General features: G+C 59.9%; 20 protein-coding genes. 4 read left to right on the top strand and 16 right to left on the bottom strand.

All coding sequences use genetic code 11. The features are described 5' to 3' along the window. Positions 1-66: 66 nt before the first annotated feature. From ACHHTY_RS02540 to ACHHTY_RS02610, 14 genes are all read right to left on the bottom strand, one after another. A complete protein-coding gene (locus ACHHTY_RS02540) occupies positions 67-831 on the bottom strand; it encodes an ABC transporter ATP-binding protein (protein WP_395492483.1) in 765 nt (254 codons plus the stop codon). A gap of 152 nt (positions 832-983) precedes the next feature. Further along, entirely contained in the window at positions 984-2,066 is a 1,083-nt protein-coding gene (locus tag ACHHTY_RS02550) for a branched-chain amino acid ABC transporter permease (RefSeq protein WP_395492484.1), read from the bottom strand. Positions 2,067-2,070: 4 nt separating this feature from the next. Next, positions 2,071-2,961: a branched-chain amino acid ABC transporter permease gene (locus tag ACHHTY_RS02555; RefSeq protein ID WP_395492485.1), complete on the bottom strand. Its 891-nt coding sequence runs from the start codon at positions 2,959-2,961 to the stop codon at positions 2,071-2,073. A 233-nt stretch (positions 2,962-3,194) separates the two neighbouring features. Then, entirely contained in the window at positions 3,195-4,340 is a 1,146-nt protein-coding gene (locus ACHHTY_RS02560; RefSeq protein WP_395492486.1) for an ABC transporter substrate-binding protein, read from the bottom strand. 69 nt (positions 4,341-4,409) lie between these two features. Beyond that, the gene (locus ACHHTY_RS02565) at positions 4,410-4,841 is read right to left on the bottom strand and encodes an ACT domain-containing protein (RefSeq protein ID WP_395492487.1); all 432 of its coding nucleotides are present in this window, start codon (positions 4,839-4,841) and stop codon (positions 4,410-4,412) included. Positions 4,842-4,862: 21 nt separating this feature from the next. Next, positions 4,863-6,164 carry a phenylacetate--CoA ligase family protein gene (locus tag ACHHTY_RS02570; protein ID WP_395492488.1) on the bottom strand — a complete coding sequence of 434 codons (1,302 nt, stop codon included), beginning with the start codon at positions 6,162-6,164 and terminating at the stop codon, positions 4,863-4,865. 204 nt (positions 6,165-6,368) lie between these two features. Next, on the bottom strand, positions 6,369-6,953 hold the full coding sequence (locus tag ACHHTY_RS02575) for an indolepyruvate oxidoreductase subunit beta (protein WP_395492489.1): 585 nt from the start codon (positions 6,951-6,953) through the stop codon (positions 6,369-6,371). Continuing rightward, positions 6,950-8,770, bottom strand: a complete 1,821-nt coding sequence (iorA, locus tag ACHHTY_RS02580; protein WP_395492490.1) for an indolepyruvate ferredoxin oxidoreductase subunit alpha — start codon at positions 8,768-8,770, stop codon at positions 6,950-6,952. Before iorA ends, ACHHTY_RS02575 begins: the two co-directional genes overlap by 4 nt. A 104-nt stretch (positions 8,771-8,874) precedes the next feature. Next, on the bottom strand, positions 8,875-10,350 hold the full coding sequence (locus tag ACHHTY_RS02585; protein WP_395492491.1) for an alginate export family protein: 1,476 nt from the start codon (positions 10,348-10,350) through the stop codon (positions 8,875-8,877). 383 nt (positions 10,351-10,733) lie between these two features. Further along, the gene (locus ACHHTY_RS02590; protein WP_395492492.1) at positions 10,734-11,276 is read right to left on the bottom strand and encodes an acyl-CoA thioesterase; all 543 of its coding nucleotides are present in this window, start codon (positions 11,274-11,276) and stop codon (positions 10,734-10,736) included. A gap of 120 nt (positions 11,277-11,396) precedes the next feature. Next, positions 11,397-11,870, bottom strand: coding sequence for an LEA/WHy family protein (locus tag ACHHTY_RS02595; protein WP_395492493.1), 474 nt, complete (start codon positions 11,868-11,870; stop codon positions 11,397-11,399). 232 nt (positions 11,871-12,102) lie between these two features. Then, a complete protein-coding gene (locus ACHHTY_RS02600; protein WP_395492494.1) occupies positions 12,103-13,158 on the bottom strand; it encodes a radical SAM protein in 1,056 nt (351 codons plus the stop codon). Between the two features lie 144 nt (positions 13,159-13,302). Beyond that, a complete protein-coding gene (locus tag ACHHTY_RS02605) occupies positions 13,303-13,893 on the bottom strand; it encodes a hypothetical protein (protein WP_395492495.1) in 591 nt (196 codons plus the stop codon). A gap of 16 nt (positions 13,894-13,909) precedes the next feature. Continuing rightward, the gene (locus tag ACHHTY_RS02610) at positions 13,910-14,194 is read right to left on the bottom strand and encodes a hypothetical protein (protein ID WP_395492496.1); all 285 of its coding nucleotides are present in this window, start codon (positions 14,192-14,194) and stop codon (positions 13,910-13,912) included. Between the two features lie 267 nt (positions 14,195-14,461). On the opposite strand from ACHHTY_RS02610, the gene ACHHTY_RS02615 reads away from it, so the two are divergent. Further along, positions 14,462-15,676 (top strand): ammonium transporter, encoded by a 1,215-nt coding sequence (locus ACHHTY_RS02615; RefSeq protein WP_395492497.1) that lies wholly within the window; start codon positions 14,462-14,464, stop codon positions 15,674-15,676. Positions 15,677-15,732: 56 nt separating this feature from the next. Then, on the top strand, positions 15,733-16,071 hold the full coding sequence (locus tag ACHHTY_RS02620; RefSeq protein ID WP_395492498.1) for a P-II family nitrogen regulator: 339 nt from the start codon (positions 15,733-15,735) through the stop codon (positions 16,069-16,071). 56 nt (positions 16,072-16,127) lie between these two features. Here ACHHTY_RS02620 and ACHHTY_RS02625 read toward each other — a convergent pair whose 3' ends face one another. Both ACHHTY_RS02625 and ACHHTY_RS02630 read right to left on the bottom strand, forming a co-directional pair. Then, the gene (locus tag ACHHTY_RS02625) at positions 16,128-18,281 is read right to left on the bottom strand and encodes a SulP family inorganic anion transporter (protein WP_395492499.1); all 2,154 of its coding nucleotides are present in this window, start codon (positions 18,279-18,281) and stop codon (positions 16,128-16,130) included. 137 nt (positions 18,282-18,418) lie between these two features. Then, positions 18,419-19,270: a universal stress protein gene (locus tag ACHHTY_RS02630; protein ID WP_395492500.1), complete on the bottom strand. Its 852-nt coding sequence runs from the start codon at positions 19,268-19,270 to the stop codon at positions 18,419-18,421. 551 nt (positions 19,271-19,821) lie between these two features. On the opposite strand from ACHHTY_RS02630, the gene ACHHTY_RS02635 reads away from it, so the two are divergent. Further along, the gene (locus tag ACHHTY_RS02635; RefSeq protein ID WP_395492501.1) at positions 19,822-21,120 is read left to right on the top strand and encodes a porin family protein; all 1,299 of its coding nucleotides are present in this window, start codon (positions 19,822-19,824) and stop codon (positions 21,118-21,120) included. 605 nt (positions 21,121-21,725) lie between these two features. Beyond that, positions 21,726-22,919 (top strand): multiheme c-type cytochrome, encoded by a 1,194-nt coding sequence (locus tag ACHHTY_RS02640; protein ID WP_395492502.1) that lies wholly within the window; start codon positions 21,726-21,728, stop codon positions 22,917-22,919. Positions 22,920-23,013 lie beyond the last annotated feature (94 nt).

Genomic DNA, 23,013 nt, shown 5'->3' on the forward strand with positions numbered 1-23,013 from the left:
CCGCTCGGGGCCCGTCCGGGGCTGAGTGTTTACGACCTCAAAAAGATAAACGGACTGGCAGCGTTTTTAATCTTCGGCTTCCCCGAGGTAAATCTTGATCACTTCCTGATCCTGCTGGATGGCCGCCGGGACATCCTCGGCGATCTTGCGGCCGAAGGAGAGGACCACGATTTCGTGGGAAATATCCATGACCAGGGACATGTCGTGTTCCACCAGCAGCACCGTAATCCCCTGGCTGTTGATCTTGCTGATCAGGCGGCCTACCTCGGCGGTTTCGTAAATATTGAGGCCTGCCGCCGGTTCGTCCAGCAGCAGCAGCTGGGGCTCCAGGGCCAAAGCCCGGGCCATTTCCACCGCCCGCTGCTGGCCGAAGGAGAGGCTGGTGGCCTCCACTCCGGCCAAGTGGCCGATCTCCAGCATCTCCAGCAATTCCTGGCAATAAGCGCGGATTTCCCGTTCTTCCTGCCAGGTCCAGGGCAGATGGAGCATCCCGGCGATAAAGCCGGCCCGGCCCCGGATATGGCGGCCGATCATCACATTTTCCAGGGCAGTCATTCCGGAGTAGAGCTTGATGTTCTGGTAGGTGCGGCTGATTCCCAGCCGGGCGATCTGAAAAGGTCGGCGGCCGGAGATTTGCTCCCCCTGGAAATGGATGCTGCCGGAAGTGGGGGGCAGGGAGCCGGCGATCACGTTGAACAGGGTGGTCTTGCCGGCCCCGTTGGGACCGATCACCGCCTTGATGATGCCCGGCTCCACCGCGAAGTCCACCTCACTGAGGGCCTGCAGGCCCCCGAAGCGACGATTCAGCTCTTTTATTTCAAGCAATGCCATCTTTTTTCTTTGTCGGCTCGGTCCCGGCCAGCGGGTCCGGTCGTCCAGGTTGGTTAACTGATTTTTTCTCGCCACCGCTCTTCCGGGCACGAAACTAAGGAAGCACGGTTAGCGGTGGGCTGCCAAAAAAATGTTGCGGTCAGCTGGGCGGCTCAAGGTTTGCGCTTGGCCGGCACCAGGTTGCGGATGTTTTGGGCCAGCTTGCCGATTTGGGCCAGCAGGCTGAGCCGCAGCAGGCCCTGGGGGGCGAAAAGCATGATCGTAATCAGGATAATCCCGAAAACCGCGTCATCATAGGTGCCGAACATCCCGCGCAGGGACATGAAATTAAGCACCACTCCCATGACCAGGGCGCCCCAGAGGTTGGCCATGCCGCCGACGGCCACGATGGCGACATAGCGCACCGACTGCATGACCCCGGCCTCGCTGGGACCGATCCCACTGCTGTAATGGGTGAGAAAAACCCCGGCCAGGGCGGCCAGCACCGCACTGAGAATGAAGGTCCGCAGCTTGTAGCCGGCCGTATCGACCCCCATGGCGTTGGCGGCGTCTGCTGAACCGTGAATGGCCCGCAGGGCCCGGCCGACCCGGGAATTGATCAGGTTGAGCAGCAGGAACATGACGATAATTACCATGCCCCAGGCGATGTAGTAATTGCTGACCCGGCTGCCGAAGTCGCCGCTGATGCTGAGTCCGGCCAGCAGGGGGAAGGCCGGGACTTCCGAAATCCCGTCCGCCTCGCCGAAAATGGGGGTGGCCAGCACCACCCGGTAAATGATGATCCCGAAGCCCAGGGTCGCCATGGCCAGGTAATGGCCTTTGAGCTTAAGAACCGGCACTCCGATCAAGTAAGCGACGACCACGGCGGCGGCAATGGCGATGCCGCCGGCGGCCCAGGGATGGAAATGGAGAATCTCGCCGCCGAAGTAATCCTGGCGGCTCATCAGCAGCCCCAGCCGGTCGCTGAAGGCGATCAGGGGATGGTCCAGGTAGGGCACGAGGTCGCGGGTAGTGAGCATGGCCGAGAGATAGCCCCCGATGGCGAAGAAACCGGCATGGCCCAGGGAAATCTGGCCGGCGTAGCCCAGCAGCAGACAGAGCCCGATGATCAGCAGCGAATAATAGCCGGCCATGGTGAGCTGGGTCAGGTAGAACTGGGTGTCGGTCCAGAGGGTCAGCTGCTGGGCGAGGATGATCCCGGCCAGCAGCAGGGCGATGGGAAAGTAATGCTTCATCGTCTTAAAACTCCTTGAGCCCGGCCGCGTCCTTGCGCCCGAACAAGCCGTGGGGCCGGACGAAAATAATCAGCAGCAGGATGGCGATGGCGATTACATCCTGGTAGGCCAGGGGCACCACGGTGACGCTGAAGGCTTCCAGCAGGCCCAGCAGCAGGCCGGCGGCCACCGCCGCCATGCTGTTGCCCAGCCCCCCGAGGATGGCCACGGTGAAGCCCTTGATGGCCAGGCCGGTGCCGATGTCGTACTCGGTATAGGTGACGGGGCTCATCACGCAGCCCGCCAGGGCGCCGATCCCGGCCGAAAGCATGAAGGAAAAGGTGACCATGTTCTTGGCGCTGATCCCGCACAGGGTGGCGGCGGTGCGGTTGGCGGCGCAGGCCCGCATCATCTGGCCGTGCATGGTGTAGCGGAAAAAGAGGCTCAGGGCCAGGACGATGACGGTGCAGACCCCGATGATCCAGAGCACCTGGGGCGAAATCCGGGCGCCGAGAATGGAGACGGTGGTGATTTCGTTGCCCACGAAGTAGGGCAGGGCCCGGACGCCCTCCCCCCAGATATGGAGGGCCACTTCCCGGATCAGGATCGACACCCCTATGGTGATGATGATCATCCGCAGCACCGAGGGACTTTTCAGCCAGCGGATGAAGGTGACCTCCACCATGGCCCCCACCGCCATGGTGATCAGCACCGAACCGGCGATGGCCAGGGGCAGGGGGACGATGCCGTTGAGGGTAATGGCGATCATCCCGCCCAGCATCACGAATTCGCCCTGGGCGAAGTTGATGATCCCGGTGGTGTTGTAAATGATGTTGAAACCGATGGCCACGATGGCATAGATAATGCCGTAGGTGACGCCGGCAAACAGGTATTGGACGAAAAGTTCGACGGTCATCTTTTACTTTGAGCCTGCGGTGGGGAATTTAAAAAAGTCACCCGGCCGGTTCCTGGTCGCGGCAACCGGCCGGGGTGCAAGAATAAGCCGAACCCGGCGCCCCCGGCCTACCCGGCCAGGGAGAGCATGGCATTCTGCTCCCTGATGCTCCGGGTACTCCGGGGGACCTGTGCTTTAAAGCTTGCCTGGTCGGTTCCGGCGCCATGTTCAGCCTGAGCCGCCGGGAGCCGGGATCAGGGTTCGTATTTGACGAACTTGCCGTCCTTGACGGTCAGCATGGCAAAAGCGTCGATATCCAGACCATTGTGGTCGGTGGGGGAGAAGTTGAAGATCCCGCCGGTGCCGACAAAGCCCTGCATGTTTTCGATGGCGTCGCGGACCTTTTCCCGGTCGGTTCCGGCTTCTTCGATGGCCCGGGCCAGGATCATCAGGGCGTCGTAGGCGTGGCCGCCGAAGGTGGAGGCGGGTTCGTTGTACCTGGACTCGTAATCGTTCTTGTACTTGAGCAGCACTTCCTTCTGGGGATGTTCATCATCCAGCACCTCGGCGATCAGCAGCCGGCCGGCGGGGAAGATGATGCCTTCGGCGGCGGCTCCCGCCACCTCGACGTAGCGGATATTGCCGAAGCCGTGGCTCTGGAAGAGGGGCACATCCCAGCCGGCCTGGCGCATGTTGCGGGCGACGATGGCCTGGGCGGGGACGATGGACCAGTTGACCACCGCCTCGACTTCCCGGTTGGACATCAGCCGGGTGACCAGGGCGGAGAGATCGGTGGCCCGGCTGTCATAAACCTCGTTGGCCAGGATCTTGATCCCGAAGTCGGGGGCGATCTGTTCCAGCTGGCCCCGGCCGGCCTGGCCGAAGCCGTCATTGCCGCTGACCACCGCGATCTTTTCGATTCCCAGCTCGTTCATGGTCATGAAGATCCGGGCGGCGGCGAAGCGGTCGTTCTGGGGGGTTTTGAAGACGTAGCGGGCCAGGGGGTTGACGATGGCCTCGGCGGCGGCCAGGGAGAGCAGGATGGTTTTGCCCTCTTCGGCGATCTGCTTGATCCGCATGGTTTCGCCGCTGGTGGAAGGCCCGATGATGGCAAATACCCGCTGTTCCTCGATGAGCTGGCGGGCAAAGGAAACCGAGCGCTCGGGGCTGCCGGCGGAATCGCGCAGGATCAGCTCGATTTTCTTGCCGTTGATGCCGCCCTGGGCGTTGATTTCTTCGGTCAGCATTTGCAGGGTCCGGGCCTCGGGGGCGCCGAGGAACGAAGCTCCGCCGGTAACGGCGAGAATGGCCCCGACTTTGATGGTTTCGGCAATGGCCATAACGGCCGACATGGTCAGGGTGAGCCACAGGGTGATAATTGTAACGGCTGTCTTTTTCATGCAAAGCCCTCCTTGTTGTTCCCTCGTTAAATAATGATGTTGAGCCGGTATCGAGCCAAAAACTCCGGCTTAGAGCCGGTGGACTTCTTCATCGCTGAGCAGCTTGCAGCCCGCCTCCCGGAAGGCCCGCAGGGCCGCCTCGGGGTCGTCGAAGCGAAAGAGCAGCAGGCCGGTGTCGCCGCTCTGCTGGGTGAAGGCATACATGTATTCCACGTTGAGCTTGGCCTTGTTGACCACCTGGAGAATGGCGTTCAGGCTGCCGGGCTGGTCCGGCACCTCGACGGCGGTCACTTCGGTGACCCCGACGGTGAAGCCGTCCTCTTTGAGGGCCTTGGCCGCCTTGTCGGTATCGCTGACCACCATCCGCAGAATGCCGAAATCGGCGGTGTCGGCCAGGGAAAGGGCCCGGATATTGATGTCGTTTCTGGCCAGGGTGTGGGTAATGTCGGCCAACCGGCCGGAGCGGTTTTCCAGAAAGATGGCGATTTGTCTCACTTGCATGGTCAGCCTCCCGGCATAGAGTTAAATCTTTCTCTTGTCGATAACCCGCTGGGCCTTGCCTTCACTGCGCTGGATGGTCTTGGGCTCCACCAGGCTGATCTTGCAGGTGATCCCGAGCAGGTCCTTGATATTGTTCTGTACTCTTTTGCTTAGATTTTCCAGGTTTTTTACCTGATCGGAGAAGATGTTTTCGCTGACTTCCACCTGGACTTCAAGGTTGTCGAGGGAACCCTGGCGGGTGACGATGATCTGGTAGTGGGGCTCCACTCCTTCCACGCCCATGATAACCTCTTCGATCTGGGAGGGAAAGACATTGACCCCGCGGATGATCATCATGTCGTCGGTGCGCCCGGTAACTTTGGGCATCCGGTAGAAGGTGCGGCCGCAGGAGCAGACATCGGGAATCAGGCGGGCGATGTCCTTGGTCCGATAGCGGATGACCGGGAAGGCTTCCTTGGTCAGGGTGGTGAAGACCAGCTCGCCTTCCTCGCCCACGGCCAGGGGATCGAAGGTGTCGCGGTGGACGATTTCCGGCAGGAAATGATCCTCCATGATGTGCAGGCCCTTCTGTTCCTCGATACATTCGGCGGCCACCCCGGGCCCGATGATCTCGGAAAGGCCGTAGATGTCGATGGCCTTGATCTTGAGGCGGCTTTCGATTTCGGCCCGCATGTTCTCGCTCCATGGTTCGGCCCCGAAAACCCCCACCCGCAGCTTGAGGCTGGCAGGTTTGATGCCGAGATCGGCCATGGTGTCGGCGATATTGAGGGCGTAGGAGGGGGTGGAAAGCAGCACGGTGGTGCCGAAATCCTGCATGATCTGGATCTGGCGCTTGGTGTTGCCGCCGGAAATGGGAATCACCGCCGCGCCGAGGTTCTCGGCCCCGTAGTGGGCGCCCAAACCGCCGGTGAACAGGCCGTAGCCGTAGGCGTTCTGCACGATGTCGCGGCTGGTGACCCCGGCCGCGCTCAGGGTGCGGCTCATCAGCTCGGCCCAGAGCCTGAGATCGCGCTTGGTGTAGCCCACCACCGTCGGCTTGCCGGTGGTGCCGGAGGAGGCGTGAATCCGGACAATCCGCTCCATGGGCACGGTGAAGAGCCCGAAGGGATAATTCCGGCGGAGATCCTCCTTGGTGGTGAAGGGCAGCCGCCGGATATCGGCCAGTTGCTTGATATCCGCCGGGGTCACCCGGTCTTGCTGCATCTTTTGACGGTAGTAGGGCACGGTGGCGTAAACCCGTTCCACCTGGGCCTGCAGGCGCCGGAGCTGGAGCCGCTCCAGCTCTTCCCGCGGCAGGGTTTCTTGTTCTTCGTTCCAGATCATCTCGTTTTCTCCACTTTTCCGCTTGCTCTGCCAATCGCTGGGGCCAAAAACGCCGGGTCGCCGGAGCGGGTCTGCTGGTTGCATGGCCCTGCCCGGCCAACCCAACCGCTGGCTGAGCTTGGGCGAAGTTTTCGATCAGCGCCGGCCAGGCGGGGCAAGGGCCCGGCCGGACCGATCGGCGCCAGATGCGGCGTCGCCGGCGCTTTACCGGGTCAGCCGGCGACCGGCGGCAAAGGCCTCGAGGTTGACCGCCTGAATTTTGGCCGGCAAGCGGGTCTGAATGACCTCCTGGAAGATCTCTCCTTCCAGGGGCAGAAAGCTGGAAAGGGCCCCAACCAGCACCACGTTGGCCGCTTTGATATTGCCGAGTTCCCTGGCGATGGCATAGGCATCCACCGGGATTACCTCGATGCCCTTGGCGGTCAGGGCCTCCAGGCAGTTTTCCGGATAGCGCATTTTGCCGGTGGCTACGGCCGGCGGCATGATCCGCTGGGTGTTGACGATCACCTTGCTGCGCTGACTGAGATAGGGCAGGTAGCGGGCCGCCTCCATGGTTTCGAAAGCCAGCTGAATGTCAACGGTGCCCGGCTCGATCAGGGGCGAATAGACCTTGTCGCTGGCGTAGCGCAGGTGAGCCTCCACCGAACCGCCGCGCTGGGCCATGCCGTGGACCTCGCTTTTCTTGATGTCAAAACCGGCGGCCAGCAGGGCGTAGGCGGTCATTTCGCTGGCCAGCAGAATACCCTGGCCGCCGACTCCGACAAAGTGAATGTTTCCTGATTGGCTCATCCCTTCTCCTCCCCTTCACTGATGGCGTCAAATTTGCAGAGCGCCAGGCATTGGCCGCAACCGATGCACATGTCTTCGTTGATCAGGGAATAGCCTCGCTGCTTTTCCTTTTTCCCCATGGCCTCGGCCTCTGCCGGGGTCAGCGGCTGCCAGTTGATGGCCGGGCAGCCCAGGCGCAGGCACATGGTGCAGCCGGTACAGTTGTCGACCACGGTATGGAAAGGATACTTGCGCCGCTTTTTCTCCTCCACGGTCAAGACGCAGGGGAAGCGGGTGATGACCACCGAAACCTCGGGCCGTTCGATCTCCTCCTTGAGAACCTGATAGGTGGCCTCGATTTCATGGGGATTGACCGTCCGCACGTGCTTGACCCCGATGGCCCGGCAGAGTTCGGGAAAATCGATGGTCGGGGCGGGGTCGTAGCCGATGGTGGTGCCGGAGGCCGGGTTGGGCTGCTGGCCGGTCATCCCGGTAATCCGGTTGTCGAGGATGATCACCGTCGAACAACCCCGGTTGTAAACCGAATTGATCAGGCCGTTGATCCCGGTGTGGAGAAAGGTGGAATCGCCGATCACCGCCACCACCTTGCCCCGGCCCTCTTCGCCCAGAGCCTTGTCCATTCCATGAGCCATGCCGATGCTGGCCCCCATGCAGACGCAGGTGTCCATGGCCGACAGCGGCGGCAGGAAGCCCAGAGTGTAGCAGCCGATATCGCCGGACACGTAGACCTTGAGCCGGTTGAGATTGTAGAACAGGCCGCGATGGGGGCAGCCGGCGCACATGTTGGGCGGCCGGGGCGGCAATTCCACCGGGGCAAAGAGATCAGCCGCAGCCTCGCCGGTGATGGCCCGCCGCACGATGGCCGGGCTCAATTCACCGATGGCCGGGATCACTTCCTTGCCGGTACAGGCAATGCCCAGGGCCTTGATCTGGGTTTCGAGAAAGGGATCGAGATCTTCCACGATATAGAGCTTGTCCACTCCGGCGGCAAAGTCGCGGATCAGTTTTTCCGGCAGGGGGTTTACCATCCCGAGCTTGAGGATCGCCGCCTCGGGAAAGGCCTCCTTGACATAGAGATAGGAGGTGCCGGCGGCGATAAAACCGATTTTGCCATCGCCTTCCTCCACCCGGTTGGCGCTGAAGGTTTCGGCGAACTCGCCCAGTTGACGCTGGCGTTCAGCAACGGCGACCCGGCGGGCTCTGGCATTGGCCGGCAGCATGACCAGTTTGGCCGGCAGCTTCTCGAGCCCCGGGGTCAGGGCCGGGGCCTCGATTGCGCCGGCGGTGACCACGCCCTTGACATGGGAGACCCGGGTGCAGCTGCGGAGCAGCACCGGGGTGTCGAACTGTTCGCTGAGCCGGTAAGCCTGCTTGAGCATTTCCTTGGCCTCGGCGGGATCGCTGGGCTCCAGCATGGGCAGCTTGGCGGCCCAGGCATAGTTGCGGCTGTCCTGCTCGTTCTGGGAGCTGTACATCGAGGGATCGTCGGCCACCACGATCACCAGGCCGCCGCGCACCCCGGTGTAGGAGGCGGTGAAGAGGGGATCGGCGGCCACGTTGAGGCCGACGTGCTTCATGGTGGCCAGGGCCCGGACCCCGGCGAAGGAGGCGCCGATGGCCACTTCCAGGCCGACCTTCTCGTTGGGGGCCCACTCGGTGTAAATCTCGGCATAATTGACGACGTTTTCGAGAATTTCGGTGGAGGGGGTGCCGGGGTAGCCGGATGCCACCCGGACCGAGGCTTCATGGGCCCCGAGGGCCAGGGCTTCGTTGCCCGAAAGCCAGAGTTTTTCCGGGGCGGTTTGCTGCTGGGTCACGATCTGTTCCTCTGTAGCTGAAGCTGTTTAAGTTTTGAAAAAGGGGGGCAGCAATGCTGCTGCCCCCCTTTTTCCTGTTAAAGGCCGTACGGCTTAAGCCGATTTTAGAAACGGTAGGCGGCTTCCCAGAAGACCTCGGCGGCGTTGTCGTCGTTGACAAAGGCGTCGCCCGGATCAAGCAGGGCGCTGTAGAGCGAGAAGCTCAGGTTGCGCGTATACTGATAACGGAAAGTAGCCTGATAGTAGTCGCCGAAATCCTTGGATACCCCGGGATTGGTATGGTTGAAGCGGAGGTCGGAGTAGGAGAGGTTGGCGGAGAGTTTGGGGGTCAGGCTGGCCGAGGCGCCCAGGGTGATGATCTGAATGTTGGAGTAGATCGCCTCGCCGACCACGTTGCTGTAATCCGCGAAGGTGCTGTAAACCTGGCTGAGGTTGTTGGGCGGCACGTTGAGATACCGCCAGGCCAGCAGGTCGCCCCACTGCGGCCAGCCGCCGTAGAAGACGTCCCACTGCTCGTTCTTGTCGGTGTCGAGCTTGTTGCCGCTCAGGTAGGTATAGTTGGTGTAGAGCCGAGGCTTCCAGGCTGCATTCTTGAAGGTGTAGCCGGCATCGAGCTTGAGGCCGTAGGCGTCCTGGTCGATGGTGCGGTTGTTGAGCTCATCCCAGCGGGCATCCCCTTTCTGGATCGCGCCTTCCAGGGAGTAGTCGATGCCGTTGTCGAAGCGGTCGGAAAGCCGGGCGCCGTACATCCAGATATCCTTGCCGAGGGTCTCGTCTTCCCGGTTGAGCACATAAAGCTCCTGGCGCATGCCGGTGAAAAAGCACTCCTTGTTGATGAAGTAGAGGCCGGACAGGGTGATATCGTCTCTGTTCGTATGGCCGGGCGTGTTTTCCCGGTCCTTGAGGTAGAGGCCGTCCAGGGTCATCTGCTCGTTGAGGTGCCAGCGCAGCTTGACCCCGTCAAAGTAGATGGAGGTGGAGCCGTACTGGGACTGGCCGTCGAGAATAACGAAGCCGCTGCCGTAGATCACGTTCTGGCGCCCCAGGGTGGCTTCCAGGGGCAGGCCGAGCAGATTCTTGACGTTGATATAGGCGTTGTCGAGGAAGACCTTGTTGTCGTTGTTGTCGCCGACCCCGGCGCCTTCGCCCCAGCTCTGGTTGGTAAGCTGGATTTTGATGTTGACGTCCTCGGTAGCCTGGTAGTTGGCCCAGAGACTGCCCTTGAGGCGGAAGGCATCCCGGTCGTCGGCCTTGAAATCGTCATCGAAAGTCCAGGTGTTGCGGAGATAGTAACCGCGGAAGACCACCTCGCCGCCGAAGTTGATGTTCTCGGTCCAGGCGGAGGAGGCCAGCCGGCTGGAAACGGCTTCGCTGCTGGCGGCCACTTCCTGGCTGACTTCTTCTTGCTGGCTTTTCAGGTCGGCGATTTCGGCCTGCATGGCCTCCATCTGGGCCTGGAAGGCCCTTTGCATTTCAGTCATCTGGCGCTCGATTTCGGCGACCCGATCGGTGTCGGCCGCCGCCAGTCCCGGCCAGCAGATCAGCCCGGCCAGCGCCAATGTGGAAATTTTTTTCATCATAAGCCTTTCCCCCTTCTCTCCTGGTTAATAGTAGGTGCTACCCAAGCAATTGAATTGCTGTTCATTTCCCCCAACACGGCTTCTTAACACGGATTTTATTTTTTGCCAATTTAAAAATAAGCGCCGCTTGTAAAGCAATAATATCGTATTAACGGTCAGATGATTTAGGGGGGATTGGGCGGAGCGCCACCGTCCGGATCATGGTGGCGGCGCTTTTTGAACAAGCAGCAAGGCTCGGTGGCGATGACCGCAACCGGCAGCAGGGCGGCCGGCCTGGTCCGTCGAAGGGGGGGCGAACCTGAGTCTCAAGGGTGGGGAGCAAGACGGGGCCGGCTGGGGACCGGCCTTGCGGGGCTGGGAGCAGGGGAGATCGGGCCCGGCAATCAACCGGGCGGCAGGCGGCAGGCCTCGGGGCTGCGGCAACTGGTTTCGTGTTTTTTTTCGGCCAGGCGCAGCCTGCGCCGGTCCTGGGCCTGGCGGTTGCGGCGCCGGTCGTCGTCGCTTTCCAGTTGCAGGGGCGGCACCGGCCGGGGACGGTGATTTTCGTCCAGGGCGACATAGGTCAGGTAGGCCGAAGCGGTATGCCGGACTTCCCCGGTCTTGAGATCCTCGCTTTCCACGCAGACCCCGACCTCCATCGAGGTGGTGCCGACCAGGTTCAGGCTGGCCTTGATGATCAGCAGGTTGCCGATGAAAACCGGGGTGTGAAAATCCAGCCGGTCGATGGAGGCGGTGACCACGTTGCCGCGGGTGTGGCGCAGAGCCACCACCCCGGCGGCGTCATCGATATGTTTCATGACCACCCCGCCGTGGACGATCCCGGCCGGATTGGCGTCCTGGGGCAGCATGATGTGGGCCATGATAACCCGGCTTTCTCCCACGGCTTTGGGGGCCGGCGGGGCCCCGCGATCTGGATGCCCGGTCATCGATTTTTTCTCCGATCGGTTTTGGGCCCCGGCCTGGCGGCCGGGCCGGCCCTGATGGTTGAGCATATGGCAAACTGATTTGCGCTGGGGCGGAATCCCCGGGACGCAGACCGGGGGTGATCAGCGGGTCGGAGCCGCCAGGCCGAAGCGCCCCGATTCCTCAAAGTGGATGAAGGGCATCAGGCTGCCGACATCGAGGCGCCCTTTGAAGGTGAAAGCGAAACTGTCCCGCTGGCGGGCAAACAGATCCCCCAGCAACCGGGCGCTGCCCAATAAATCGGGGCTGGCTTCAATCATGAAATCAGCCATGCCGTAGGCGGGTACCCGGGGCAGATCGGCGGTCGCCCCGCTCAGTACCCGGTTGCCTTCGATCTCCAGGGCATAGGTCATGCCCCTGAGCGGCAAGGCGGTGCGATTGGGGTTGATCACCTGGATCCCGATGTTGAAACGGGGCGCCAGGCCCGCCGACTCCGGGGCAACGGCAAAAGAGGTGACGTTGATTTGGGGTTTTTCATAGCCGGGCGATAGGGTGGCACAACCGGCCGACAGGAGGGCAAGCAACAGGAAGACGCCAACAACGAGCAAAGTGCGCATGATCGTTCCTTCGGGTCAGTTAACCATGGTTTAGTCTGGCCGGCCGGCTCTCGCCGCCTCTGGTAGCTCCCAAGGGGGTGATTTTCCCCGCCAGCCGTGGTGAAGATCTGCTTGCAAGTATATCAGATCATAAATGGTGGCAGGTTTATTTTCTCAAGAATAGCGCAATCGAGCCGACCTTCATCGTATAAACAAGGCTGTTTCCCTAAATGACCCCGGGACAGCGAACGGGTTAGAGTCCCTGCATTTTGGCGCACTGGCGACAAACGGCCGGGACCGGATTTGCGGCGAAAATTCTTTTGATGAGGTCCGGCGCCTCCAGGGTTTTTTGCTTTTGATCGTCGCTGTTTAAGATCTCCTCGTGAAGCTCGTCGTAAAGTTGCCGCCGGATCGCGAAGGCTCGGCGGAAATCCCGGTAAGCCGGGCTGTTCCAGATTTCCTCAATGCTTTCCTGAAAGATATTGCCCAGCACCAGCAGCGGGGGGTGTTCGGGAGGCCTGGACTTCAGGGGAAGCTGCAGAAAAATGCAGGGACTGAGAGAGCCGTCCGCCCCGATGGTCAGGCAGCGGAGGGGATCGTTGGCGCAGACATCCCGTTCCCGGGGTTGGGTTTGGGCCGGGGTATATTCCCGGCCGCTCCAGATCGCTTTCCAGAAGGCGTGCTTGGTCGCCCAAGCGGTCCGGAGCCCCCGCTTGACGTATTGCTTTGCGTGGTCGGGAGTCGGCAGATAGGTGGCGTTGATCGCCAGGCAATGGTCCAGGCCGTAACGGTCGGCCAGGGCCAATACTTCCGGCAACTCATGAATGTTGGCGTCCTGCTGGAGAAAGCTCAGGGTCAGCCGCGGCTTTTTCCCCATCTTGTCGGCAAGTTGCCGGAAGCGGCGCATCCGCTCCAGCAGGGCGTGCAAATCCGACGGCGGCCTCAGGGCGGCGTGGGTTTCGGGGGTTGCGCCACTGATGGAAACCGTCAAGTGGGCGAGGCCGGCCTCCAGCAGGGCCTCGCTCCGCTTATCATCGAGCAGACAGCCGTTGGTGGTAAGGGCGCAATTGGCCCCGGCCTCGGTAAGCCGGCGGATGATCTCATCGATCTCGGGATGGCAGAGAGGTTCCCCCCAGCCCTGGAGCAGCACGATTTCCGCCCGAGCCGCCAGGGGCGCGAGCTTATCAATTTCAGCCAAAGGGAAATGAATATTGTGCCAGTGCTTGGCAAAGGCAGTCCGGGGGCAGGTGGGGCAGCGGAGGGTGCAGAAAGTGCTGGGCTCGATCTGCAGGGCAAGAAGGTCGGGCATGGTCACTGGGGGGACCTCCTTGGCTGGCGCGACTTGGGTGATAAAGGCCTGGCTTGTTGAACCGGCTTATACGAGCAGACCGGGTTGGGGCGGCAGGCTGAGACTGACTTAACTATGCCAAATTCAGCTTTACGCCGCCAGTGTTTATTGGCAACTGGAGCCGGCCGACCCGGCCGGCGCCGGCAAGACCGGCAGGGGATCGATCAGCTCCACCGCCTGGTTTTGCCAAAGGGTTGGCCAACTCAATTCCCTGACCGGGTAGCCCGCCGCCAGCCAGGCCAGGGAGATATGCAGGTGCGCCGGGGGGCCTGATTTGCCCCGCTGCTTGCCCGGGGCGATCCGGGCCACGGGGAAATCCGGCCTTACCCGAGTCCCCTGGCCAACCAGGGGTTCAACATGGGCGTAAAGGGACACCAGGGTTCGGCCCTGCTCATCGGCGCAGGGATGGCGCACCACCACGGTGCGGCCCAGGAAGTCATCCAGCAGCCCCACCACTTCCCCTTCCCACAGCGGCACCACCAGGGCTTGGGGCGGCAAGGCCAGGCGCCGCCCCCGGGAGTCGACCAGGAACAACAGGTCAATGCCCTCATGGGGGGCGGGGCGGGCGGCTTTGCCCCACCAGGCCGCCCGTGCCCTGAACTCCATGCCGGGCAGCCCCAGCCAGCGACAGTGGCGGTCCAACCGGTTCACCCGCAGAAAATGGGACCAAAAGGAGCTGGCAGGAAGCATCAACATAAAGCGTCGTCGGTCCTCACCTGGCGGCCATCCGCTTTAAACGCTGCATGGAAGGTGACGGTCCCCTGCGGCATAGCCTGGCAAACGCAAACCGACCATCAACTTCGGCGACCAGCGGTACCGTCAGGGCCTGCGCGGCCCGCAGGGCAGCGATGATGAACTGCTCTGGATAACCCCTGATCGCCAGGGTCTTGAAGGCGGAGACGGTCACATCCCTGATTGCGTCAAGGTCAGCGGCTTTCTCGCTCCGGATAACGATTTTGGGCTGCATGGGTTTCCCGTTTATTTCTATGCCTGCCATGGGGTTATGCTATCCGGCCGCGGCGCAAATTGCAAAATTATGTGTTGCGCCCCGGAGAGCAGGTTTTAACAAATTTGTCGTGTCGCGACAGGAGAGATGACATTTTTGTGGTGCGCCAGCGCCCCAAATTTTGTGAGCTGAGGAGACAACTTCATTGAACTGCTGGTAAACACCGGCCCCGCCTGTATCCGGCACGACTTTTGCTGACTTGCCCGGCCGGCAGGTCCATTCTTTTCAGATCATTTCAAATCGGTAGGGAGGCAGAAAATGAGTTCCGGCGACACCGCGTTCATGCTGGTGGCCACCGCCCTGGTCATGCTGATGACCCCGGGTTTGGCCCTTTTCTATGGCGGCATGGTCCGTTCGAAAAACATCTTGAGCACCATGCTGCAAAGTTTTATCTGCCTGGGGGTGGTGGCGGTGATCTGGGTGCTCTACGGCTATTCTCTGGCCTTCGGCCCCGACGTCGGGGGCCTGATCGGCAACCTGGAGTGGGCGGGGTTGCGCGGAGTGGGCATGGAGCCGGGTCCCTATTCCGAAACCATTCCCCACCTGGTTTTCGTCGCCTTCCAGTTGATGTTCGCGGTAATCACTCCGGCCCTGATCACCGGTGCCTTTGCCGAGCGGATCAAGTTCCCCGCCTTTCTGCTCTTCACCGTGCTCTGGGTAACCCTGGTCTATTTCCCGGTTTGCCACTGGGTCTGGGGCGGCGGCTGGCTGGGGGAACGGGGCGGGCTCGACTTTGCCGGCGGGACAGTCATTCACATCAATTCAGGGGCGGCGGCCCTGGTGGCGGCCCTGGTTTTCGGGCGCCGGCACGGTTGGGGGCGAGAGCCGATTCAGCCCCACAACCTGTCCCTGACCGTCCTCGGGGCCGGCCTGCTTTGGTTCGGCTGGTTCGGCTTCAATGCCGGCAGCGCCCTGGCCGCCGACGGCATTGCCGCCAACGCCCTGCTGGTCACCCAGGTGGCGGCCGGTTCGGCGGTTCTCTCCTGGGTGGTGGCCGAGTGGTTGATCCACAAGAAGCCCACTACCCTGGGCGCCGCCTCCGGGGCGGTGGCCGGGTTGGTGGCGATTACTCCCGGCGCCGGTTTCGTCGGACCGCTTTCGGCGGTGATCATCGGGTTGGTCGCCGGGGGTCTCTGCTATCTGGCCGTCCTGCTCAAGCACCGGCTGGGTTATGACGACAGTCTGGACGTGGTGGGAGTCCACGGGGTCGGCGGGCTCTGGGGTGCCCTGGCCACCGGTCTTTTCGCCTCGACCCTGGTCAATCCCGACGGGGCCGACGGGCTCTTTTTCGGCAATCCGGGCCAATTGGCCATCCAGGCCTTTGATGCCCTGGTGACCATCGTCTTTTCCATGCTGGTCACCCTGATCATCCTCAAGGTGGTCGATGCCCTGGTGGGCCTGCGGGTTGAAACGGAAGACGAAGTCCAGGGCCTTGATCTTTCCCAGCACAGTGAAATCGGATATTCCCTTTAACGGATCGGGCCGGGGCTTGACCCCGGCCCGACCCAACCGTTCAGCAGGAGGCAGGGATGAAGAAAGTAGAGGCCATTATCAAGCCGACCCGGCTTGATGCCGTCAAGGAAGCCCTGACCGCCATGGGCATCAAGGGTATGACGATCAGCGAGGTCAAGGGTTACGGCCGCCAGAAGGGCCACACCGAAATCTATCGGGGGGCCGAATACGTGGTGGATTTCGTGCCCAAGGTCAAAGTCGAAATTGTCGTGGAAACCGAGCAGGCCGCCGAGGTAGTGCGGGTTGTCCGGGCGACCGCCAACACCGGCAAGATCGGCGCCGGCAAGATCTTCATCCTTCCGGTGGAACAGGTGATCAGGATTCGCACCGGCGAGACCGGCACCGAGGCTATTTAAGCACCAAAACACCCGGAAAATAAATAACCTAGCAGGAAGGCCGGCAAAGCCTGGGATCAGCTTTTGTCCCCCTGCTGTTGCAGGACATTAAGTCCTTGCAGACGGGATAAGAGGGCGTCATTGGCCGCCTCATCGCCCAGGCGCTGAAAGATTGCGGTCAGAGCCCGATCCTCGGTGGAGAAGATGTTCTGTTCTCCGATCAGGTTGTAGAGCCCGGTGGCCCGCATCACGTCAAGAATCTGCTTTTTCAGCCCGGAAAAGACGATTTCCACCCCGGATTCGCGCAATTGAGCCACCAGATGGTGGATCATCTCCTCCCCCGAAGAATCGATGTAGTTGATCGCGTCGCCGACCACCAGCAGATATTTGGCCTCTTTGTTTTTGGCGACCGCTTCCAAAACGGCATCCTCAAAGTGGGCGATGTTGGCGAAATAGAGCGAGCCGTCAAAGCGCATCGAGGTCACCAGCGGCGAGGTGGTCAGGTTGGGGTTGACCTTGAGATCCCGCAGGGTGCCGTCTTCGTGGCGGCCGAGGATGGCGACCCGCGGTGCCATGCTGCGATAGAGATAGAGCCCGATGGAGAGGGCGGCGCCGATAATGATCCCCTTGTCCAGGTGGGGCGCGGCCAGCAGGGTGACCGTGAAGGTTACCAGGGCCACGATGCCGTCGGCCCGGCTGGCCTTCCAGGTATGCTTGAGGGCCTGGGGGGTGACCAGGCCGGTGACCGCCAGCAGGATGATCACGGCCAGGACGGCCTTGGGCAGATGGTAGAGCAGCGGGGTGAGAAAGAGCAGGGTGGCGGCGACAAAAAGGCCGTTGAAAACCATGGCAAAACCGGTCTTGGCCCCGGCCTGCAGGTTGATGGCCGAGCCGGTGAAGGAGCCGCTGGCCGGATAAGCCTGGAAAAAGGAGCCGCCGATATTGGCCATGCCCTGGCCGATCAGTTCCTGGTTGGGGTCGATGTGCTGTTTGTTCTTGCTGGCCATCGCCTTGGCCATGGAGATGGACTCCATGAAGGCCACCAGGGCGATGATCAGGGCCGCGGTCAGCAGTTGCAGCACGGCATCGAGGCTGAGGGTGGGCAGGCGGAACGAAGGCAGGCCGGCGGGAACCTGGCCGACGACATCGCCGCCGCCGACCAGCTGGATTTCTCCATTGACGATTTTCTTGATATGCCACTTGCGGCCATCACTGACGAGCTGGGGCGGGATATTGTCCGCCTGATAGAGAAGCTCGGGCATCTCTTCGTCGATGGTGCCGCGGAGGAAATAGAGCCGGTGGATAGTCTGCAGGCGCTGGCCGTTTTGCGCCTCCAGAGCCTGGATGTCGAGTTTGGTCAAATCCAATCGGTGGCGCAGATCCGCCGCCAGCCGGGCTTCGCGCTCCTTCTGCGCCTGGCGCAGCTGGCCGGCCAGGCCAGTGGCGGCGGCGCTGGCCTCCCTGATCCGCAGCGCGGTTTCGTCGTAAGCGGCCACCAGTTCGCGGACCTCCGGGGTGGCAATATGGTCAATCGTTGCCGTGGCTTTGTGCTCGAAGCCGACGATATAGCTGAGCATGATGGTGACGACTACGGCGATGAGGACGCTGGCCTTGGCCAGCACCGAAATCTTTTTCATCACCAGCATCAGGACCAGGCCGAAAATCGCCATGGCCAGGGTGGGCAGGTGGGCCTGGGGGAGAAATTTCAGCATTTCCCAGATGTCCTGGAGGAAAAAGTCGCTGCGGCCCTTGGGAATTCCCAGCAGCATGTCGAGCTGGGATAGACCGATAATGATGGCGGCGGCGTTCATGAAGCCCAGGATAACCGGGTGTGAGACGAAATTGACAATGGTGCCGAGCTTGACCACGCCCAGGGTCAATTGGATGAGGCCCACCAGCAGGGTAAGCAGCAGCGCCAGACCGATATATTCTTCGGAATAGGGCAGGGCCAGCGGGGTTACCGCGGCGGCGGTCATCAGCGAGACGATGGCCACCGGCCCGGTGGCCAGTTGCCGGGAGGAGCCCCACAAAGCCCCGAGAATGGCGGGCACAAAGGCGGCGTAGAGGCCAAAGTAGAGGGGCAGGCCGGAGAGCTGGGCATAGGCCATGGCCTTGGGTACCAGGACCAGGGCGCCGGTGATACCGGCCACCAGGTCGCCCCGCAGCACGCCGGCGGAAACCGGAAACCACTGGAGAAAGGGGAAAAAACGCAATAGCAACTTGTTAGACATGAGCAATCTGCCGCATGAAATTAAGGTTTGGCCAATCTCCCGGCAACCGGACTGAATGATCCAGCCCCCCGGGATATGCGCCGGTTGGGACTATCCTGGAGACTAGCAGGACTCAACCGCCGGGAAAACCGCCTATCTCAGGCCGTCACCACCAGTACCGCACAGGGGGCCCCACCGATGACATGCTTGGTTACACTGCCCATCAATATCTTGCCCATGAAGCTTTTGCCCCCTCCGCCCATCAGGATCATATCAACTTTCCGCTCCCTGGCGGCTTCCACGATCAGCGGCGCCGGGTTGCCGGTCTGCACCAGGGGATCGCAGGCCACCCGCAGGCCCGCGCTGAGGCATTGGCCACAGACCTCGTCGACCAGTTCCCGAGCCTGAGGAGCATTATCGTCCTTTTTGACCACCGCCATCACCGTCAGCCGCTGCAGGGTTGTACAGGTTTTCCCCAGGCTCAGGGCCTCTTGCACTGCCTGGCGGCTGTTGGGGGAACCGTCCAGGGCCAGGAGAATGTGCGCCCCGGTGATGAGGAAATCCTTCGGCACCACCAGCACCCGGGGAAAGCCCTGCCCGATAACCTTGGCCGTCATGCTCCCCACCAGCAAGGAGAGGCGACCGGTTTTGCCATGCCGGCCCATGAGGATGGCGTCGGCCTTGCGTAAGCGGGCCTGTTCGACGATGGTTTTTTCGGGATTGCCGCCGCCCACCACCACGATCTCGATTTCCACCCCGCTGTCCCGGGCCATTTTGCGGACCTGATCCAGGTAAGGGGCCAACTCCTGCTGGCGCTGCATGACCTTTGAATTGGCGGCCCGGATTGATTCGGCCTCGACCTGGACCACATGCAGGACAATCACTTTGGCCCGGCACGCCTGACCGAAGAAAATCGCCTCCTGGAGAGCGCCATCGCTGAAATGAGAGCCATCAGTAGCCAGCAGCACGGTCTCGGCCTGGCCCAGCAGACTGGTTGAAAATCGTTCCATGGCGGCTCCTTGGGGGTGATATGCGATAAATGCGCTATTGCAAGTCTAGCATAAAGAATCAGGCGATTTAGAAAAATTTATCAGAGCAGACTCACCGCCGCTGATTCCGCTGCCCAGCGATCACGGTCGGTTACCCCGCCCAAGGGTTTGCCCGATAAGACCGCACCGTTGTCGGCGGCAAGTTAAGCATTTCAGGGCTGCCGCCGTCACATGTACGCTTTTCCCTTTCATCTATTTCCCCCCTACGCCTCAAACCATTCTGCCTCAACCCCTATGGTGTCCATAAGATGACATCCACTGCCGGGTGATTTATGTAAACTTCTGTAATGTTGTGTAAATTTGTGTAAAGCCGTTATGGGAGCAAGAAACAATAAGGTACGTTTTTACTAAAGAGTCTCACCTGAGCCAGACACTTTTGAGCATGAAATTCTATGGCTGGGGCTTTTCCTCTTCAGCAAAGGCCGTAAAGCCCAGCCGGGTAAGGATGTGAAGTGGGGCGGACGCTTAGCAGGCGTCGGCCGTGTGCAAAACCAAGGAAAAAGGAGAGTTTTATGAAGGAGATCAAAGCTTCCACCGTACGGCGGCGCTACGCCCGCCTCCCCCTGGCCCTGGCCCTGGGCGCCATGGTTCTGACTCCGGCTCTGATCGGCCTCGGCGCTTCCGAAACCGAAGCCTCAGTAGCCGGCAAGGGCGAAACCAGCATCACCCTGAGCGGCGATGCCCGTCTGCGCGGCTTCTGGCGGGAAGATGCCAAGTTCGGCAACGTGGATGACGACCAAAACCGTCAACTCCAGCATCGTATGCGGCTCTATTTTGACGCCAAGGCCGCCGGCGGCACCTCCCTGCATGCCCGTCTGCTTTTCGCTGCCAATGATAGCGCCGATCGCGCCATGTACCAGTGGGGCGGCGATCGCAACAGCAATGTGGGCACCGACTATTTCTTTGTCAGAGTTCCCGTCGGCGATGTCACGGTTATCGCTGGCCGTCAGGCGGGCTACTGGGGTCATAAGTTGAAATCCTGGGACTCCCGGCCCGAGCGTTTGACGGCCTTCTACCGGGTTAACGAGGAAGTGTCCGCATGGACTTACTATCAGAAAGACAAGGAGGCATCCCCCGCGGATCTTACGGGTGTTAAAGATGATGACCAAACACGTTACGCCGTTGGCATGCGCTACAACACCCCCGATCTCCATGCTGCCGTCCAGGTTCGTCACACCGAAGCAGAGTGGACCAATGGCAACAGCGGCCAAGAGCTCTTCGCCTTTACCACCTACAAAGTCGATGCCCTGACCGTTAAAGCCGAAGTCGACTTTACGTTTGGAGACCGCTGGAAGGGGCCTAACGCCCCTGCTGGTACACCGACAGGAGATCCCGTTGGCAGCAACGTGTACGCCATGTTCCTCGGCCTTGAGTATGCCATGGGGGATACAACTCTGACCGCAGGCGGCGTCCTGGCCAAAAATGGTTGGGTCAGTGGTGGTGGCGCTAACTTCGACTATATTACCATGTTCTACAACACCGATGGCGGTCATGGTTTGGGCCACAGCAATGTCGGCTGGAACTCTGATGATCGTGAATATGCCATCGGCGTTGGCGCGTCCCACAAGCTGAGCCCCGAGTTGACCCTGGGCGGCAAGCTGGCATACCTTAACGGCAAAGATGGTCGGCGCAATCTGGGTACCGGGGATAATTGGAAAATGGCCACCGTTGATGCCAGCTTGGCTTATAAGATCAATGCCAGTACCACCTACCATGTCGACGGCATTTACGCCAAGCCCAGCAGCCTCCCCAGCGGTTGGGAAAACGAGCCATACTGGGGCCTGAGCCATCGCTTTGAAATCGCCTTCTAAGCATGGTTAGCCGGCAAAAATAGCGAAAATGGGGACGGACTCAATTTCCCAACCCATACCAGTAAGTTTCAAGAACAGCACAATAACTCCCGGTCGGAAAAGAATTCGACCGGGGTGTCATCGGCTGGTTAGAACAAGTCCGAAAGTTCAGTTCATAACCTAGCGGGCGATTGCTGTTAAGCTTCACGAAGTTGAGTAAAGTTGTGTAAAGCCGGTATGGGAGCAAGAAACAATGCGGTATTCTTTTGCTAAGCATGGAACTTAACCTGAAACTGCTAAATGAATAACAATTCATTGTTTGGAAATTAATACTTGACAGCCCGTGACGGCAATGAATGGCATAATCAACAAAATCGCCTCGGATGGGTGTTATGTGGACAGTAGTTGCCCCCTTTTTCTCCCAAGTCCGACATGAGCGATTTCTTAATTAATCAATAAAATAAGGAGGTAAAAGGAGTAAAAACAAATCAGGATTGTGGTTAAGGTTTAGGAATAATTAATCAACCATCGCTAAACAAAGAAAGGGGGTAAAGACAAGTAGAGATCTAGTTTTGGTTTATGGAAGAAGCGTAAAGGGAGTTTCCCCCGAAAAGGAGGATGTTAGCATGAGAAAGAGCTGGTCATTTATTTTAACACTATTGCTGATTTTGACTGGCGCTATGTTTTTCTCAGCGTCTGCTTCTGAGGCAAAAATTGAAAAATTAGATAAAAAGTGGAAAGAAGGGCAGCCCATCGGACTTTTGAAACAGTGGGAAAGGAGTAAACATGCGGAGAAAGGCGTTTCTTGCAATGCGTGTCATGGCGAAGATCCCAATAATATAAAGAAACCTTCAGCGGGGACCTGTGCTACTTGTCACAGCAAGGTATATGAAGATTTCTCAAAAAGCACTCATAGTACTGCACTGGTACATGCCATGAGCAAGGATAGCCATGTATACCATGGCAAGACAGTGGAATATAAATGGCAAGCTTATCCTGAGGGCGGGCCTAAAGATTGGGGTTGTGCAAATTGCCACAGCGTTGGATATGTAGCAGAAGACCAATCAAAAGGAAATTGCGCTACCTGTCATAGCGGTCATGAGTTCAGCTTAAAGCAGGCAAGGCATCCTGATGCATGCAGCAAGTGTCACACCGGTCCTGGGCACCCGCAGAATGAAGCGTATGCAACATCTAAGCATGGAATACTGTGGGCAGCGCATGGAAATGAATATGACCTGGGTGGATCAACCAAAGAATTTTGGGCCCGGCAAGAAACTGATCCTCTGGGCACCCCGGTTTGTGTAACCTGCCATATGCCCCAGGGAACTCATAATACCAGGGGCGGCATGGCCCATGATTTATATGGCAGCAGAAACCCGGATTATGAGAAACAAGTAACCTTTATGGTAGAGAACAGTTGTAAAAATTGTCATTCTGAAGAAAAAGCTTACGAATGGCTAGGCAATGCTGACCGGATCGCCAGCTTTACCTTGGAACGGCTGGGTGAGGCCAGAAAGTCGATAGGCAACTTAAGAAGGGATGGCTTGATTAGGCCTACAATGGATGTTACCAACAGTCATCCCATCGCGGGGCAGCTTTCCTATGCAGAAAGTTCATTCTTCCAGATTGTTATGGCCACTAACCGCGCCCGAAAAGGAGCATATCATATGAGCGCGCTATGGGCCGGCAGACTAGGCTGGACGGATCAGTCCTTTGCGTTGATGGCCTTTAGAAGCGAAGTTGAACGCCTTCGCAGTGATGCCGAAAGAGATAAGAAACTGAAAGAATTAGAAGATCGCTTGAAAACCTCTAAAAAATAAAGAACAGAATAAGCATTGATGTTAAGCAGGCTGCCGACCTTGAGCCGGCAGCCTGCTTGGTCGTTCTTGAAAAAACTCGTTTTTAATTCTTAGC

The organism is Desulfurivibrio nitratireducens (genome assembly GCF_044068515.1).
GTDB lineage: Bacteria > Desulfobacterota > Desulfobulbia > Desulfobulbales > Desulfurivibrionaceae > Desulfurivibrio.